The organism is Euzebya pacifica, from assembly GCF_003344865.1.
Lineage (GTDB): Bacteria > Actinomycetota > Nitriliruptoria > Euzebyales > Euzebyaceae > Euzebya > Euzebya pacifica.
Genome location: NZ_CP031165.1, coordinates 235,484 through 252,485 on the forward strand (window position 1 = coordinate 235,484; position 17,002 = coordinate 252,485).

The 17,002-nt window shown below is 72.6% G+C and carries 13 protein-coding genes; 12 read left to right on the forward strand and 1 reads right to left on the reverse strand.

Annotation, left to right across the window (positions count from 1 at the left end):
- The first annotated feature begins 20 nt into the window (after positions 1 to 20).
- Positions 21 to 1,055 (forward strand): alpha/beta hydrolase, encoded by a 1,035-nt coding sequence (locus DVS28_RS01055; protein ID WP_216826316.1) that lies wholly within the window; start codon positions 21 to 23, stop codon positions 1,053 to 1,055.
- Positions 1,056 to 1,121: 66 nt separating this feature from the next.
- On the opposite strand, the gene DVS28_RS01060 is transcribed toward DVS28_RS01055, so the two are convergent.
- Positions 1,122 to 1,445 carry a hypothetical protein gene (locus tag DVS28_RS01060; RefSeq protein WP_164709762.1) on the reverse strand — a complete coding sequence of 108 codons (324 nt, stop codon included), beginning with the start codon at positions 1,443 to 1,445 and terminating at the stop codon, positions 1,122 to 1,124.
- A gap of 112 nt (positions 1,446 to 1,557) precedes the next feature.
- Between DVS28_RS01060 and DVS28_RS01065 the strand changes: the two genes are divergently transcribed.
- From DVS28_RS01065 to DVS28_RS01115, 11 genes are all read left to right on the forward strand, one after another.
- Positions 1,558 to 2,244, forward strand: coding sequence for a class I SAM-dependent methyltransferase (locus DVS28_RS01065; RefSeq protein ID WP_164709763.1), 687 nt, complete (start codon positions 1,558 to 1,560; stop codon positions 2,242 to 2,244).
- Between the two features lie 197 nt (positions 2,245 to 2,441).
- Positions 2,442 to 2,564 (forward strand): hypothetical protein, encoded by a 123-nt coding sequence (locus DVS28_RS29845; protein WP_281273506.1) that lies wholly within the window; start codon positions 2,442 to 2,444, stop codon positions 2,562 to 2,564.
- A 66-nt stretch (positions 2,565 to 2,630) separates the two neighbouring features.
- Complete coding sequence (locus tag DVS28_RS01075) at positions 2,631 to 3,449, forward strand: GGDEF domain-containing protein (protein WP_114589802.1); 819 nt, start codon at positions 2,631 to 2,633, stop codon at positions 3,447 to 3,449.
- Between the two features lie 149 nt (positions 3,450 to 3,598).
- The gene (locus DVS28_RS01080; protein WP_216826317.1) at positions 3,599 to 4,567 is read left to right on the forward strand and encodes a sensor domain-containing diguanylate cyclase; all 969 of its coding nucleotides are present in this window, start codon (positions 3,599 to 3,601) and stop codon (positions 4,565 to 4,567) included.
- Between the two features lie 59 nt (positions 4,568 to 4,626).
- Positions 4,627 to 7,515: a helix-turn-helix transcriptional regulator gene (locus tag DVS28_RS01085; RefSeq protein WP_114589803.1), complete on the forward strand. Its 2,889-nt coding sequence runs from the start codon at positions 4,627 to 4,629 to the stop codon at positions 7,513 to 7,515.
- Positions 7,516 to 7,558: 43 nt separating this feature from the next.
- Positions 7,559 to 9,964 carry a PEP-utilizing enzyme gene (locus DVS28_RS01090; RefSeq protein ID WP_114589804.1) on the forward strand — a complete coding sequence of 802 codons (2,406 nt, stop codon included), beginning with the start codon at positions 7,559 to 7,561 and terminating at the stop codon, positions 9,962 to 9,964.
- The gene (locus DVS28_RS01095; protein ID WP_164709764.1) at positions 9,957 to 10,931 is read left to right on the forward strand and encodes a methyltransferase; all 975 of its coding nucleotides are present in this window, start codon (positions 9,957 to 9,959) and stop codon (positions 10,929 to 10,931) included. The genes DVS28_RS01090 and DVS28_RS01095 overlap by 8 nt, the downstream gene beginning before the upstream one ends.
- A 66-nt stretch (positions 10,932 to 10,997) precedes the next feature.
- Complete coding sequence (locus DVS28_RS29085) at positions 10,998 to 11,663, forward strand: hypothetical protein (protein ID WP_216826318.1); 666 nt, start codon at positions 10,998 to 11,000, stop codon at positions 11,661 to 11,663.
- A gap of 31 nt (positions 11,664 to 11,694) precedes the next feature.
- Complete coding sequence (locus DVS28_RS01105; protein ID WP_114589805.1) at positions 11,695 to 12,462, forward strand: cupredoxin domain-containing protein; 768 nt, start codon at positions 11,695 to 11,697, stop codon at positions 12,460 to 12,462.
- Positions 12,463 to 12,650: 188 nt separating this feature from the next.
- A complete protein-coding gene (locus tag DVS28_RS01110) occupies positions 12,651 to 14,123 on the forward strand; it encodes a choice-of-anchor B family protein (protein ID WP_164709765.1) in 1,473 nt (490 codons plus the stop codon).
- Positions 14,124 to 14,221: 98 nt separating this feature from the next.
- On the forward strand, positions 14,222 to 16,897 hold the full coding sequence (locus DVS28_RS01115; RefSeq protein WP_114589807.1) for a cell wall-binding repeat-containing protein: 2,676 nt from the start codon (positions 14,222 to 14,224) through the stop codon (positions 16,895 to 16,897).
- Positions 16,898 to 17,002 lie beyond the last annotated feature (105 nt).

Consider the following 17,002-nt stretch of genomic DNA (forward strand, 5'->3'; position numbering starts at 1 on the left):
CGGCCATAGGATCCGCGACGATGCCGATGATCCCGCCCACCGCCGGCGCGCCCTGGTCCACCGAGCTGGCCGGCCGCCTGGACACCCACCTGGTCGACAGCGCAGCCCTCCGGGGCAACGCCCTCGGCGACCCGCACGTCAGGCCGCTGCTCGTGTACGTGCCGCCCGGCGCCGACGGGCCACTACCGGTCGTCTACCAGCTGCAGGGGTTCACCGGGCAGGTCGACATGTGGGCCAACCGTGCCCCGTTCCGACCGACCTACCTCGAACGGCTCGACGCGTTGTTCGCCGACCCCGATGTGCCCCGCGCGCTGGTCGTGCACGTCGACGCGTGGACCTCCGTCGGGGGCAGCCAGTTCCTCGACTCACCGGGAACGGGGCGCTACTCCACCTACCTGGCAGAGGACATCGTCGGGTTCGTCGACGCCCACTACGACACCCTCGCCGACCGCGACCACCGGGCGCTGACCGGCAAGTCCTCCGGCGGGTACGGCGCGATGGTCAACTGCATGCTGCACCCCGACGTGTTCGGCGCGTTCGCCACCCACGCGGGCGACGCCGGGTTCGAGCTGGCCTACCTGCACGACGAGGCCGCGGGCGCCCGGGCACTCCGTGACAGCTACGACGGGTCGTGGCAGGCGTTCCTCGAGGACTTCCGCAGCCGGCCGGCCCTGTCGAAGGCCTCCGATGCCTCCCTCCTGGAGTCCTACGCGATGGCGTGCTGCTACAGCGCCGACCCCGACGGCACCGTCAACCACCCGGTCGATCCGTCCACGGGCCTCCTCGACGAGGACGTGTGGGCACGCTGGCAGGCGTGGGACCCGGTCAGGATGGCACCCGGCCACGCCGACGCGCTGCGATCCATGCGCGCGATCTGGATCGACGCCGGTCGACGCGACGAATGGTTCCTCGACCTCGGCGCCCAGGCGTTCGCGACGGCCTGCGAAACCGCGGGGGCGACGGTCAGCCACTTCGAGCTGTTCGATGCCTCCCACATGGGCATCGAGTACCGCTACCCCCTGTCGATCCGTCACCTCGCCGAGGCGATGGCGTAGTCCTCGATGTTCTTGCCCGTTCCTCGTCGACGGGCAGGAGTGCGGTCGCCTTCCAGTGGCGGGACGTCAGGCGTCGTGGCCGACCATCCGGGCCTGCAGGTCGGTCTGCTGCCGCAGCTCCCGGGCGACCGCAGCCCCCAGCCGCAGCGCCACGCTCGTGGCCCACAGGCCGAACGCCGAGGCGGCCCCCCCGACCAGCGGCGCCGCGAGGACGCCGCCGTTTCCCTGCGATACGGAACCCAGCAGGGTGAGGAAGGACGCGAGGGCGGCGACACCCACGGCGAGGGCAAGCCAGGACAGGACGGTCGCGGCCCGATCCGCCAGCGTCGCCGCGCGCAACGTCGGATGTGGCGGCGTCCTGCGCAGGGTTGGATGGTCTGGAGACTTCACGGCTGCCCCCCGGGTGGCGTGACGGACGATCGTGGCGAGGATAACGACACTCACGGATCTGTCAGCGGCGCCCCGGTGAATGACGTTCGCCTCATTTGGGTACCCCCGGCATGTGCCTCATCGTCCCGACTCTCGCTTCAGGACCGGCCCCCAGGTCGCTGGCCTGTACGACCGGCTCGCACCGCTGTACGACCGGCTGGCCGCTCCGTACGACTGGATCGGCGGGCGGCGGCTGCAGCGCGACCTGATCGACGCGCTCGACCTGCGTGCAGGCGACACCGTGGTGGACCTCGGGACGGGCAGCGGCTGGAACCTCGTCTCGCTCGCCCGCGCCGTGGGACCGACTGGGCGCGTCGTGGGGTACGACATCTCCGCGGGCATGCTCGAGCGAGCCCACGAGCGGGTACGGGAGGAGGGGCTGGCCAACGTCGAGCTGCGCCGGTCGGACTCCCGCGAGGTGGACGTGCCGTCGGACACCGCAGCCGTCATCTCTGCCTTCTCCATGGAGATGGTCCCCGACCACGACGACGTCATCGCCCGGCTCGTCGACCAGCTCCACCCGGGGACCCGCATCGGCCTCGTGGGGCTGCGCGAACCCTCCGGCTGGCCGGAGTGGTTGATCCGCCTCGTCACCTCGATCAACGCCCCGTTCGGCGTGGGACCGGAGTACCGCGAGGTCCAGCCCTGGACCTCCATCCAGGGACACCTCGTCGGGGTCGACTACCGCGAGGCCATGGCCGGCACCGTCTACTCCGCGATCGGACGCGTGCCCGGACCGACCACACCCGACAGGCCGTGACAACGGCGGACAACGGATCACGCCAGCCCGAAGAAGGCCTCCATTCAGTCGGGGCACGGGCAAGCGGGGCAGGTCGGTCACCGCAAGCCTCCGTCTCGAGGGCTGTGCCCGCTCCCCATCAGCGTTGCGCCCAGTCGACCTCGGCCGGGAGTACGCTCGCATCCGCCGTCCTACCCCGGCGAGGAACGAGGCCCACCGTGGCCGCCAAGGACAAGGGCAGCAGAAGCACCAAGACCGCCGCCGCGAAGTCGCCGAAGGAGAAGAAGCAGGCGAAGCGGGACAAGAAGGCCGAGAAGGTCCGCCCAGGGAAAACCGTCTGACACACGGGGATCACTCGCGACGTCGTCCGGTGCGTCATTCCCCAGCGGGTGGGGTACCAAGCTTGCATGGCCCTGGATCCCCCGAGCGGGCAGCTCGGCGACACCAGCGTGATCATCGACCTGGCGTCGCCAACGGATCTGCCCAGCATCGACCCGTTGATGAACGTCGACGAGGCAACCCATCTGGTCGTGGATTTCCTCACCGACCACGTCGGGCCGTACGGCTGGACGGTCTCTCGATCCGCTGACGACGGACGCGTCCACCTCCGGGCACGCGACGACGCCGTTGCGACGGACGCCGAGTCCCGAGCCACGGTCCTGCGCCCGCACGGCCCGCTGCTGGACCTCCTCGGCAGCATGCTGTCGACCGTCCTCTCCTGCGACTTGGCGAGGCTCGAGGAGGCACGCCTGCGAGGACGTGCCGAGATGGCCGCCGACACCGACGTGCTGACCGGACTGCTCAACCGACGGGGATGGGCACGGGCACTGGAGGCAGAGGAGGGACGCTACCGACGGCTCGGCGATCCGGCCGTGGTGATCCTCGTCGACCTCGACCACCTCAAGGAGGTCAACGACGGGCTCGGCCACGTCGCCGGCGACGTCGTCATCCAGAGCGCAGCACAGATCATCGAGGACTGCACCCGGCCCTACGACTACGTGGCCCGCCTGGGTGGCGACGAGTTCGCCGTCCTCGCCGTCGACGTCACCGAGTCGCAGGCACAGGACATGGTCGACCGGATGCGGGTGGCCCTCGCCCAGGTCGACGTTGCCGCGTCGGTCGGCCATGCCCCCTACACCCCCGAGGGCGGGTTCACCGCGGCGGTCACTGCCGCTGACCGGTCGATGTACGCGGAGAAGCGGCGCCGCAGGGCCACCCACGGCTGAGGCGCCCGCCCGACGGGGCGTCGCCGCCTACCATCGTCAGGCGGTGGCCGCCGGCCCCGTGCGCCGCCTCCGGCTCGCTCAGGTCGGCGTCTAGATCGCCGATCAAGGCCTGTGGGGGGTCCGTACCCATCGTCAGGAGCGTTCCACCCGTGCCGGCCCCCGAGCTCCCGAGCATCAGCACGTTGATGAACTTCGACGAGGCGTCGCGCATCGTCGTGGACTTCCTCAAGGAGCACGTGCCGCTGGGCTACTGGGCGGTCACGCGCTTCGACGGGGAACGGCAGCTGTACCTCGAGGTGCGCGACGACGTCTACGGGGCCGGCCCCGGAGGGTCCCATCCATGGAGCGGCTCGTTCTGCGTGCGGATGGTGGCAGGAGAAGGGCCGCGGGTCGCCCCTGACGTGTCGGCCGTGTCGGCCTACGCCGACGTCCCCGTCGGCGACCAGCTCGACATCGGCGCGTACGTCGGCATCCCCATCACCTACGGCGACGGCACGCTGTTCGGGACCCTCTGCGGGCTGGACCCCCAGTCGCAGGCCGACGACTTCGCCGCGCACGAGCCGCTCCTGCAGCTGCTCACCAACCTCCTGTCGATGATCCTCGCCAGCGACCTGGACCGCACCGAGCAGGCGCGCCTCCGCGAACGGGCCGAGCTGGCCGCCGACACCGACGTGCTGACCGGGTTGCTCAACCGCCGTGGGTGGGAGCGGGCGCTGGAGGCAGAGGAGGGGCGCTACCGACGCTTCGGCGACCCGGCGGTGGTCCTGCTGGTCGACCTCGACGAGCTGAAGGAGATCAACGACACGATCGGCCATGCCGCCGGCGACGTCATCATCCAGAGCGCCGCGTTGGTGGTCAGTTCCTGCATGCGTCCGTATGACTACGTTGCCCGGGTCGGCGGCGACGAGTTCGCGGTGCTGGCCACCGACACCACCGTGGCCGACGCCCAGGTCATCATCGCGCGCATCCGCGAGGCGTTCGACGCGGCCGACCTCGCGGCCTCGATCGGGTTCGCCCCGTTCTCGATCGAGACCGGGTTCGCCGGTGCCGTCGCGGCCGCCGATCGGGCGATGTACGAGGAGAAGCGCCGCCGCCGGGCCGGCAACCAGGGCGCCTGAACCCGAACTGCCCACGGGACCGGCCGGGGAGCGAGCGCCGGCGGTACGCTGCCCCGACCATGCCGATGTTCGTCGGGCGGGCACACGAGCTCGAGCTGGCGCAGGACGGGCTGCGCCACGCCGGCCGCGTCGTGCTGATCCACGGGCCGGGCGGCATCGGCAAGACGAGGCTGCTCCGCGAGGCGCTCGACGGCCTCGAGGGCGGCCTGACCCTGCACGGGCGGGCGAACCAGCTCGACGCCGAGCTGGCGTTCGCCCCGTTGATCGACGCGATCACCCACCACCTGGACGGCTGCACGCCGGCAGGACAGCTCGAGCTGCTGGAGGGACTCGACGACCTCGGTGAGTTGCTGCCCGGATACGGCCTCCCGGCCCCACCGGTCGACGCGCAGGCGGACCGGGACCGGATCCGACGGACCCGCCGCCTCGACGCCCTGCGACGGCTCGTCAGCCGGCTCGACGGCACCCCGGTCCGGCTGGTCATCGACGACGCGCACTGGGCCGACGACAGCACGCTCGGCGCGCTGGCCCACCTGTCGAGATCGCTCGGCGACGGTCCCCTGACGATCGCCCTCACCTTCCGGGATGCCGATGCCGGGCCCCTGCTGCGGACCACCCTGACGACGCTGCGACGAGCCGCGAGGGTCGTCGACCTCGGCCTGGGCCCGGTCGACGAGGACGCCGTCGCCGCGATCCTCTCCACCCATCTCGACGCCCCACCCGCGCCGTCCCTCACCCAGCTCGTACGGGACCGCGCCGCCGGCAACACCCTGGCCGTCACCTCCCTCGCCCGGCACCTGCGCGACGAGGGGCTGGTCCGCCCCGGGGTCGACGGCCGGCTCGGCCTGGTCCCCGGGACCGAACCGGGCGTGCCGGCGGAGATCACCGACATGCTGGCCGCCCGCCGCGACCGCGTGTCCGACCCTGCCGGTGACGTCCTGGGCGCGCTCGGGGCTGCAGACGCGCCGACCACGCTCGACGTGCTCGCCGAGGTCACCGGCCACCCGCTGGAGGTGGTCGAGGACGCGGTGGACGAGCTCGTCGCCGCAGCCCTGGCGGAGGAGGACGGCCGCAACGGCACCGTCGCGGCGGCGCATCCCCTGATCGGCGAGGCCGCCTACGAGGCCCTGGGCGAACGTCGTCGTGCCCGGTTGCATGCCGCCTTCGTCGCGGTCCTCGAACGCGCCGGCGAGGTCACGGACGTGCCCACCGGCGGGAAGGAGCTCGGACGGCTGGCCCGCCACCATCGCCTCGCCGGCCGACGCACCGACCCCGGACGCGCGATCGACGTGCTCGGCGCCGCCGCAGTCGTCGCCCTCCGCCGGTACGCACCCCGAGAGGCGCTGCTGCACGCCCAGGCCGCCGTCGACATCGCCCGCCGCTCGGCCGCGCGACCGCTGCCACCCCTCCTCGGCCAGCTCGGGGTGGTGTGGCGTCGCCTCAACGAGGACGAGACCGCCGATGCGGTGATCCGCAGCGCCATCGACATGGTCGACGAGGACGAGCAGCCCGAGCTGGCCGTCGAGCTGCTCGCCCAGCGCGCGACGGTGCTGTACTACATGGCACGCCCGGAGGAGTCGATGGCGTGCCTGGAGCGGGCCACTGCCATCGATCCCGCGGGAGCAGTTGAGGCCGGGGTTCCGTGGCGCAAGGCCCACCTCGCCTTCAGCTTCGGCATCAGCGATGCCCTCCAGGCGGTGGCAGCGGAGGTCCTCGACGGGACCGATCCGCTCGTGACGGACCTGATCCGGGCGATGGCAGCCCAGGACCGCGGCGACTTCGACACGGCCGTCGAGCTGGCGACGCCCCTTGCCGACAGCGGCGAGGACACGCTGCTGCAGGGGATGTTGTTGCTGCCGCTGCGCGCGTCGATGGTGCTGATCCAGGTCTCGGCGTTCCGCGGTTCGTCGGACACGATCAGGGCTCGTATCGCGAGCGTGGATGCCTACGCCGAGGCAGTGCAGACACCGGCGGTGCGGTGGCGAGTCGTGCTCTCGCAGCTGCTGCTCGCCCACCTCACCGGGCACGACGAGACGGTCGAGGAGCACCTTCGCGTCCTCGGCTCCTACGGTCGAGCCCGTGCCGAGACCATGCGTGGGTACCGGGCGATCACCGCGCTGCCGCTCGCGTGGAGGGGGGACAGCGCTGCCCTGGTGTCGCGTTCCGATGACCCGAGCCTGCCGCCGGCAGATGCGGACACGTGCCTCAACGACCTGAAGGCCATCGCCGCAGCGCGTCGCGGCGAGGACGACCCGTCGGTCGACCTGCGCATGGCGGCACACGGGCACTCGGTCATGCCACCCCTCAACCGAGCCGCCCGCGCGCTGCTCGCCGTCCACAGGGGTGACACGGGACGAGCCACCGAGGAGATCGCCCGGCTGCGCGCCATGGGTGGGCCCGACACGGTCCCCGGCGTCCTGGCGGACCTCGCGACCATCCACCTCGACGCCGTGCACCCCGACGTCGACCCGGCGGCGCTCGCCGCCAGGGGCGCCGACGCCGCGGACCGGGTGGCAGCCCTCGACCTGAAGCGGCTCGAGGCATGGGTCGCCCGCGCCGTGGCGCAGCTACTGGTCGACCGGGACGCGTCGGCCGCCGTTCCGCTCGCCCACCGGGCCGTCGACATCGCCACCGACCTCGGTGATCGGCTCGACGTCGACGCCGCCCAGGCGGTGCTGCGCGCGGCGGGTGTGCGGCGGTCGCATCACCGTCGCTCCGCCGGTCCGTTGACGGCCCGCCAGCAGGAGATCGCCCAGCTCGTCGCCGAGGGGCTGACCAACGCCGACATCGCCGAGCGGCTGTTCGTCAGCGTGCGCACCGTGACCACCCACCTCGACCACGTCTACCAGCGGCTGGGGATCTCCTCGCGCCACGCCCTGGCAGTCCGCGTGCGCGACCACGACCTCGAGGTCGACCGGATCGGCACGACCGCCGACGAGGTTACGTAGGACTGCGTACGCGCCGATGACCTCCCCTCCGCACGATCGAGACATGGCTGACGTCATCGACCTGACCGATCACACTCCCGCCCCCGGGGACCGCGACCTGCTCGGCGGCAAGGCGCTGCACCTGGCCGAGCTCCATGCCGCCGAGCTGCCCGTCCCCCGCGCCGTCACCGTGCCCGCCGACCATCCCGAACCCGACGCCGCTGCCGCACAGGCCCATGCGACGCTGGACGCCGCCCGGTACGCGGTGCGATCCTCCTCACCCGCCGAGGACGGGGGTGCCACCTCCGGGGCCGGCCGGTACGAGAGCCTGCTGCGGATCGCCCCCGACGCCCTAGGGAGGGCCATCGCCACGGTCCGCGACGCCGAGGGCGACGGCCCGATCCCGGTGATCGTCATGCCCTTCGTCGAGCTCGCCGCCGGGGGCGTGGCGTTCTCCACCGACCCGCTGCACGGCGGACCGGACCGCGTTATCCACGCCGTCATCGGCCATCACGCCGCGGTCACCGACGGGCTCGACCCGGGCGTCGCCCACCGCGTGGGTCCCGACGGTGGGGTCACCGTGGACGGCGACCGGGTGCTGACCGACGGCCAGGCGGAACGCATCGCGTCGCTGACCGACCAGTGCGCCGCGCTGCTCGGCACCGGGGTCGACGTGGAGTTCGGCGTGCGCGACGGGGGTGGTGACGTCGTGGTGCTGCAGGCCCGCCCCCTCACCTCGTTCCCGGTGTGGGCGGCCCCACCCGGCGTGTGGGTCCACGACGGGGCGTACTCCTCCAGCCCGGTCCCCCCGCTGCTGGCGCCGAGGCTGCACGCGCTGCGGACCCGGGTGTTCGGCGAGGGCCTGGCTGAAGCCGGGGCGCTGATGACGCGGTTGGAGCACCGGTGCATCGGGGGGCACGCCTACAGCCAGATGTCCTTCGCGGGCGCCCCGGAGGATGCTCGCGGCGGCCCGCCCCCCGCGATCGTGATGGGCATCCTCGCGCGCGTGCACCCCGAGCTGCGCCGCCGTGCCCGGGCCGCCCACGCGTTCCTCCGTGACGACGCGGTCACCCGTCACGAACGCGAGCTCGTGGCGTACGACTGGGAGGAGGCAGCGGCCGAGCTGGCCGACCTCGCGAGCCCCAGCCGGCTGGCCGCCGACGCCGCGGCCAGCCTCACGCGGATCGTCGCGCTGCTCGACGAGCTCTTCGAGCTGCACTACCGGTGGGTCCTCCGGGTCAGCACGCAGCGGGTCGGCGCGGCCGGCCGGGCGCTGGAGCGCTCCGGGATGAGCAGGACCCGATCCCAGCGCATCGTCTCCGGCCCGTTGCGGGCCGGCACCGACACCGGGCGCCAGGCCCGCCTGATGCGCGACCTCGCACGGACCATGGCGACCGACCCCGCTGCTGTCGACGCGGTACGGACCGTCGGTGCGGGCCCGGACGTCGACACCCGCGCCGCCGAGGTCCTCGCCCACCTTGCCGACCGTCCGGGCGAGCTCGGCCGGGCGGTCACCCAGCTGCTGCAGGCTGCCCGGGTGCAGTCGATGGGCATCGACGTGGACGCGCGCACCCTGGGGGAACGGCCCGCCGCGCTGGTGGAGGTGCTCGTCGGCCTCCTCGACGGCGGTGACGATCCGCAGGAATCCGAAGCTGACCGGCAGGGTGCGGCCGACAGGCTGCTCGCCGATGCCCCCGCGTGGACCCACGACGGCATCCGTGCCGCGTGGGAACAGCACCACCAACGAGATCGTCAGGGGATGGCCCTCTGTGCGGCCATCGGGGCCATGCGGATGGCGGCCCTGCACGTCGGCGAATCGCTCGTGTCGTCCGGTCAGCTGGAGACGTCCGAGCAGGCGCTGTGCCTGACCACTGAGGAGCTCGTCGCGGCCGTTGTGCCCGCAGGCGGCACCCCAACGATCCCGGAAGCGGTCGCCGAGGCCGCCCGTGAACGGGACGCGACCCTGCGGCGCCTCACCCGGTTGACCCCGCCCGCGGTCATCGGCGCGACGACACCTCCCGAGGGCGGTCCTCCCGACCTGCGGTTCGCCCCGCGTGCGCTGCGGGTGGTCAACGAACGGATCGCCTGGACCGTCGAGGCGATGTTCGGGGGCAGGACCCCACCCGCGGACCGGACGCCCGAAGGCCACGTGCATCACGGCGTGCCGGCCTCGGTCGGCGTCGTCGAGGGCACGGCTCGCATCGTCGCCGATCACCGGGACGTGGTGGTCCTGGAGGACGGCGAGATCCTCGTCTGTCCCTACACCAGACCGGTGTGGACCGCCGTCCTCCAACGGTGCGGTGGCGTGGTCACCACCCACGGCGGACCCCTCTCCCATGCGGCGATCGTCGCCCGCGAGCTGGGCATCCCCGCCGTCTGTGGCGTCGGCGATGCCCTGACCGCGATCCACGATGGCGACCGGCTGCGCGTCGACGGTGAAGCCGGCACCGTCACCGTCCTCGATGGCTGAGCACGCCGTCCCGCTCGCCGAGCCCACCATCCCCGAGGGCACGGCCATGCTGGCCCTGCAACGGCTCAACGACGCTGCCGGCCTGGTCGCCGCAGCGGACCTGGCGCTGGAACGCGGTCTGCTCGGGCTGCTGGCCCCGGGCCCGATGGACGTGGGTGCCCTGGCGGTGGCAGCGGGCCTCGACCCCAAGCCGTGCGAGGTGCTGGTCCGCCAGCTGCAGCTCGCCGGCGCCGTGGCCCGCACCCCCGACGGTCGCGTGGCCGCACGGGTCGACGAACCGGGACTGCGCTACACCCTGCGCCGCTGGCGCACGTTGCCTCGCGTGGTCGACGGTGGACCGCCCGAACCGACCGCCCACCTGTACCCGACGCTGACGCCCGTCCTCGCGGACTGGATGCTGCCGTCGCACCGGGTCGTGGCACGCACCGTGGGACGCGCCGGGATGCATCTCCTCGACCTCGGTGGCGGCATGTCGCCCGTCGGACAGCTGGTCGTCGAGGCACATCCCGACGCCCGCGTCACGGTGGTCGACCGCCCGGAGGTCCTGCGCGTCCTTGCCGACCGCCTCGATTCCCGTGCGGACCGGTTCTCACTCCTGGCTGGCGACCTGCTCGTCGATCCCCTGCCGGCCGACGCCGATGTGGTGCTGCTCAGCGGGGTGCTGCACCTGTTCGACGACGACGACGTGCTGCGGATCCTCCGCCGGGCGGTCCGGGCAACCGTCGACGGTGGCACCGTGGCGGTGGCCGAGCCGCTGCTCCGGGAGGACGGCGAGATCGACGAGACGATCACCGCCTACGAGATCGGCCTGCACCTGCGCCATCCGCAGGGCGGGATCTGGCCGTACTCACGGCTGGCCGGCTGGTTCGCCCGGGCCGGCCTGAGCGACATCCACCGCCTCGCCCTGCCAGGTGCGGGGTCCCTCGTCCTGGGGACCGTGGGCCGACCGGCGACGGACCGTACGTAGCCGCGTCGCCCCGGATTACGTAGTGGTGCGGATGGCCGCCGTCGGGACGAGGACGACGGTGGCGACATGGCACTCACCACCCGACACCCGTTCCCCACGACCGCTGCTGCCGTCCTCGCCCTGCTGCTGCTCCTCGCCGGATGCGGCAGCGACGACGCGGCATCCGACACCGCCGACGCGGCATCCGACACCGCCGACGCGGCATCCGACACCGCCGACCCCACCGAGGAGGTGGCACCCACGGCCGCCGAGGCGGCGGCACCCACGGCCACCGAGGAGGCGGCGGCCGAGGCCGGCGACACCCTCGAGCTGACCGCCGTGGACTACGCCTACGACGGCGTGCCCGGCGAGGTCAGCGCCGGCACCCAGCTCGCGCTCGTCGGCGCACCCGACGCCGAACCGCACGAGGCCGTCGTCTTCCGCCTGGCCGAGGACGAGACCCGTTCGGCCCAGGAGATCCTGGCCGAGGGCGGCCCCGACGCCCCACCGCCGGGTGAGTTCGCCGGCGTCCTCATCGCCCCACCCGGCGGTGCGCCCGGCTTCGCCCCGGAGGGCCCGGTCGTGCTCGACCAGCCCGGCCGCTACCTGCTCGTCTGCTTCATCCCCGTCGGCACCACACCGGACGCCTTCGCCGCACTTGCCGAGGGCGGTGGCACCGCTGCCGACCTGCCCGCCACCGGGCCCCCGCACTTCACCCAGGGCATGGCCGCCGAGCTGACCGTCGCCGCCTGACCCGCCACCACCCCCACTGAGAGGACCTGCCATGACTGCTGACCTGACCGCCCCGACCACCGACCGAACGAACCTCGACCCACCCGGGGGCAGCACCCCCGACGGTAGCTGGGACCGCACCCTCGCGATCCTGGCCGCGGTCGTGGCGGTCGCCGACCTCGCCATCCAGCCCCTCGCCGGGCTGATCCCCCCGTTGCTCGCCTTCGGCGTGCTCGGCCTCGCCGGTGTGGCCGTCCTGCCACGACGCCCGAAGGTCGGCCGCATCGGCCTGCTGGTCGTCAGCCTGCTGGGGACCGCTGGTGGTGCCCCGTTCGCGCTGGCCGGCCTGGCCCACCCCGAGTCGCCCATCGACTTCGTGCACGGCGTCACCTCGCTGCCGTTGCGAGTCGTCGTCATGGTCGCCGCCGTGGCCGCCCTGCGCGGTGCCTCGACCGGCGCCCGACGGACCAGGGTCGTGGCGCTCGGCAGCCTCGCCGGCCTGGTCGTCGTCGCCGTCGTGTCGTCGTTCGTGGTCGGGTCGTCGGTCGCTGCCGACCCGGGCGATGTGGTCCTGCGGACGGAGGGTGCCGTCTTCGTCGACGGCGACCAGCTGGCCGTCGCGACGGGAGAGCGCCTCGTCGTCGACAACGCCGATCCGTTCCGCCACACGTTCACGATCGAGGACGCCGGAGTGGACGTCGAGATCCCGGCCGGGCGCACGGTCGAGGTCCCGCTCGACCTGCAGCCCGGCACCTACGACTACATCTGCGCCGTGCCCGGCCACGAAGCCATGACCGGCACGCTCGAGGTCGGGGCCTGACCCGACCGAACCAGCCAGTGAGGGGGATCGCGGCGGTGTCCGATGGACGCCGCCGCGATCGTGCGTGGACCTGAATGACCGTCACTTCCGTGTCATTCGTGGGGGCGAAAAGCAGGAATGTGGCAGTCGATCGCGAACCCCCGGCAGGAGCCCCGACACCGAGGTCGGACCCCGCACGAGGAGCCGTCATGAAGCGAACGTCGAACCTGCTGCTGATCGTCGCCCTCCTGGGTACCGTCGCCTGGTCTGCTGCCGTGCCCGACTGGTCCGCCGGATCGGCCCACGACATCAAGGCCATCGGCGCGTACCTGATGGCCGACGACGTCTCCGCCGCGGGGTTGGCGGCGCTGGACACCGCCCTGCCGGGCCAGGCCGTGGCGTGCACCGCTGGGGTGGCCGGCCCGTACGGCTGTGACGACGTCGACCTGCTCGGGCTGGTCCCCCTGGCGGGGCTCGGCGGCGCGCTCGGCAACGACTCGTGGGGCTGGACGTCCGCGGACGGCCAGGAGATCGCGATCATGGGTACCGGACGCAACACCGCGTTCGTCGACGTGACCGACCCGACCAGCCCGACGGTCATCGCGCAGCTGCCCAACGCCGGCGGCGACCGCGACGAACCCGACGGGGCCCTGTGGCGCGACGTCAAGGTCAACAACGACCATGCCTACATCGTCAGCGAGCGCGGTGGTGGCCTGCAGATCGTCGACCTGAACGCCCTGGTCGAGCTGCCGGCCGACCCGACCCGCGTCATCGCCGCCGACGCCACCTGGACCGGTGGCACGGGCGCCTTCGCCCTCGACGGGTTCCACAACCTCGTGATCAACGAGGAGACCGACACCGCCTTCCTGGTCGGCGTGGACGCCTTCAACGGCCGGGGCATGTTCATCGTCGACATCGCCGACCCGCTGGCCCCGGCGTTCTCCGGCCGGTTCGACCACGGCCTGACCGTCCACGATGCCCAGTGCACGATCTACCGCGGCCCCGACACCGACTACAACGGCAGCTACGCCCACGGCGACGCCGACGGTGACCCGTCCAACGGCACCCAGGCCGAGCTGTGCTTCACCTTCGACGAGGACGAGATCAACATCGTCGACGTCACCGACAACGCCCAGCCGACGATCATCAACACCCTCGACTACGTCAACCGCAACGGCGCCGGCACCGTCGGCACCGACAACGGGGTCACCGGGTTCTACGCCCACCAGGGATGGCTCAGCCGCAACCACGACTTCCTCATCTGGGGCGACGAGCTGGACGAGCTGAACACCCGGGTCGGCGCCCTCACCGGCGGCACGACCACCTACTGGGTCGAGCTGGCCGACCTCGACGCCAAGGACGCCGACGGGTCCTTCGACGGCGCGGCCGTGACGGCCTTCGCGCACGACACGCTGGCCACCGACCACAACCTCTACGTCGTCGACGACCTGATCTTCCAGGCCAACTACACCGCGGGACTGCGGGTGCTGCGCTACACCGAGGACGGGCTGCGCAACGGCGAGCTGGAGGAGGTCGGCTACTTCGACGTCGACCCGGGCGTCGACGCACCCGGCTTCAGCGGCGCATGGAACGTCTACCCGTTCTTCGACTCCGGGACCATCGTGGTCTCGACCCTCGACGAGGGCCTGTTCGTCCTCGACTTCACCGGCGACGACGGCTGACCGGCCACGCTCGGTTTCTGCCTCCTGCGTGACGGTGCGTGACTGATCGGTCACTCGGTTCTTGAGGTTCTGGTTTCCCGGGCGGCACCCTGCCCGACATGAGCCGCGCTCCCGTCCTCCTCCTGACCCTCGTCCTGGCCGTCCCGTTGCTCGGGGGCGCGCCACCTGCCGACGCGCAGGCCGGGCCGCGCGACTGCGTCACCGTCGAGGCGCCGGACGGCAACGAACCGCCCTGCAACCCCCACCTGGCCCAGCCCATCTGGTCGGCCTCGCACCGGGGTCCCTACGCGCAGGCGTCCTCGCCGCTGCCCGGCCCGGCCGGACCGGCCGAGGAGGTCGACGTCTTCCACGACTTCCTCTTCGACGCGCCGATCCAGATCCAGTTCTCCACGCCATACGCCGACGGCCGTCGCGTGGCCTGGGGGTCCACGGTCGGCTTCGACGGCTCGATCTTCAAGTTCGACCCCGAGACCAACAGCTTCATCGACCGGTTCAGCCCGACCCTCGAGGGTGGTGAAGCACCCGGCCCCGGCTCCATCAGCGGCGCCTACAACCTGATCGACGCCGACGACCACCTGATCGTCGGTCGCGAGGGTGCCGTGGAGGTCTACGGCGACGCGATCCCCGGTGACCGCATGTCCCCGGTGGCCCGGCTGCACCAGTTCGCGCTGCCCACCGAGGCGCTGTGCCGCGACACCGACAAGCTGGTCGGCATCACCATGGCCGCCGACGGGCGCATCGCCTTCGCCACCGAGCTCGGGGTCGTCGGCGTCGTCCCCCGTCAGCCCGCACGCATGAACGCCGACGAGCTGCAGGTCCTGTCCCTCAACGGTGACGCCTGCACAGATCCGGCCGTCGAGGACGACCAGCTGGAGAGCGTCTCCAACTCCATCGCTGCCGACGAGCAGGGCGGCATCTACGTCGTCACCTCCGCCGCCCAGTACCGCGTCGACGCCCCCGACGGTGCGGCCCCCACCCTCACCTGGCGGGCGGCGTACCCGACCGACGACGCGGCGGGTGGCACCGGCATCGGCGGTGGTGGTCGCCTGGGAGTGGGGTCAGGGTCGACGCCGTCCCTGATGGGCACCGACGCCGGCGACGACCGCTTCGTCGCCATCACCGACGGTCGTGACCTGATGCATGTCGTCCTGCTGTGGCGCGACGACATCCCCGCCGGGTGGCAGCCGATCGCCGAGGGCTACGACCCGCGGATCGCGTGTGAGTTCCCCGTGACCTTCGGCGAGGAGGACGCCGAGTCGTCGCTGTCGGAGCAGTCGCTCCTGGTCCGCGGCAACGCCGTGGTCGTGGTCGACAACTACCAGCAGCTCGACCCCGTGCTCGGCCAGTTCCCGCCGCAGTTCGCCCCCTACAGCCAGCTGCTGTCGGGCCTGCCCGGCAACCAGCCGACCGGGCTGCAGCGCATCGACTGGAACCCCACCACGCGGACCTGTGAGGAGGTGTGGGCCAACCCCGAGATCTCCATCCCCAACGGCATCCCGAGCATGTCGGCCGCCACCGGGATGATCTACGGCATCGGGTCGCGCGACGGCGTGTGGACCCTCGAGGGCATCGACTTCGAGACCGGCGAAGCGGTCCTGACCGTCCCCACCACGGGCTTTCCGTCCAACAACTCCTTCTACGCGGCCACCCAGGTCGGCCCCGACGGGTCGGTGTGGACCGGCAACTTCGGCGGCATCACCCGGTTCGAGCAGTGCGACCCGATCACCCAGACGACCTGCGGCCGTCGGCTCGACCCGTTCGAGGCCGGCCTCGGCCCGTTCCCCACCGATCCCGGCGGGGATGTCGTGGGCAGCCCGTCGGCGGAGCCTCAGCCCGACAACCGTCCGGCGCCGACCATCGGCCGCGTCGGTGGGGCCGACCGGGTCGCCACCGCCGTCGCCCTCTCATCCCGTCGGGCCAGCGCCGACACCGTGGTCCTGGCCACCGGGTCGGCCTACCCCGACGCGCTCACCGGCTCGCCCCTGGCGGCCACCCTGGACGCCCCGCTCCTGCTGACCACCGCACCCCGGCTGGAGCCCAACGTGGCCGCGGAGATCACGCGGCTGGGCGCCGACCGGGTCATCTTGCTGGGCGGCACATCGGCCGTCCCTGCCGGCGTCGAGCAGGACCTGATTTCGCTGGGCCTGGCCGTCGACCGCCTGGCGGGAGAGGATCGTTTCGCCACCGCCGGGCTGGTCGCCGACACCATCGGCATCGGCGACGTCGTTGTGCTGGCCGAAGGCGCCAACAACGACCCCGCACGCGGCTGGCCGGACGCCGTCACCGGCTCGGGCCTGGCTGCCGGACTGGGTGTGCCGATCCTGCTGACCACCGTCGACGTGATGCCCTTCCCCACTGCCGAACGCCTGCTGGACGTCGAGGAGGTGCTGCTCGTCGGCGGCGAGGCGGCCGTGTCGGAGACGATCGCCGCCGAGGCGACGCATGGCACGTCCTCGGTGATCCGGCTTGCCGGTCCCGACCGCTACGCCACCAGCCACGACGTGGCGTTGGAGGCACAGCGACGCGGCGTCGACCCGTCCGTGGCCTACGTGGCGACCGGACGGGACTGGCCCGACGGGCTGGCGGCCGCGGCCGCCGCCGGAGGGGTCGGCGGCATGTTGCTGCTGGTCGATGGCATCGACCTCGACGCCTCGTCGTGGACCGCCAACCTGATCGCCCAGCAGGATCGCGTCATCGGCCACCTGCTCGTCGTCGGTGGCACCGCCGCCGTCACGCCCGACACCGTCGCGCGCCTGGAGGCGCTCGTCCGCTGAGCCGCGGAGGTCAGGACGCCCGTCCATGACCGGACCGTTGCTGTCGCAGCAGACGGCCGCCCCGGTGGAGCCGGGCGGCCGTCCCCCTCATCGCGTGTCGCGGGA

Bases quoted from the DNA above. Each gene is read 5' to 3' on its own strand.
- DVS28_RS01105 (WP_114589805.1), top strand. From the start codon at position 11,695: ATGACTGCTGACCTGACCGCCCCGACCACCGACCGAACGAACCTCGAC.
- DVS28_RS01075 (WP_114589802.1), top strand. From the start codon at position 2,631: ATGGCCCTGGATCCCCCGAGCGGGCAGCTCGGCGACACCAGCGTGATC.
- DVS28_RS01110 (WP_164709765.1), top strand. From the start codon at position 12,651: ATGAAGCGAACGTCGAACCTGCTGCTGATCGTCGCCCTCCTGGGTACC.
- DVS28_RS01115 (WP_114589807.1), top strand. From the start codon at position 14,222: ATGAGCCGCGCTCCCGTCCTCCTCCTGACCCTCGTCCTGGCCGTCCCG.
- DVS28_RS01055 (WP_216826316.1), top strand. From the start codon at position 21: ATGCCGATGATCCCGCCCACCGCCGGCGCGCCCTGGTCCACCGAGCTG.
- DVS28_RS01090 (WP_114589804.1), top strand. From the start codon at position 7,559: ATGGCTGACGTCATCGACCTGACCGATCACACTCCCGCCCCCGGGGAC.
- DVS28_RS01095 (WP_164709764.1), top strand. From the start codon at position 9,957: ATGGCTGAGCACGCCGTCCCGCTCGCCGAGCCCACCATCCCCGAGGGC.
- DVS28_RS01085 (WP_114589803.1), top strand. From the start codon at position 4,627: ATGCCGATGTTCGTCGGGCGGGCACACGAGCTCGAGCTGGCGCAGGAC.
- DVS28_RS29085 (WP_216826318.1), top strand. From the start codon at position 10,998: ATGGCACTCACCACCCGACACCCGTTCCCCACGACCGCTGCTGCCGTC.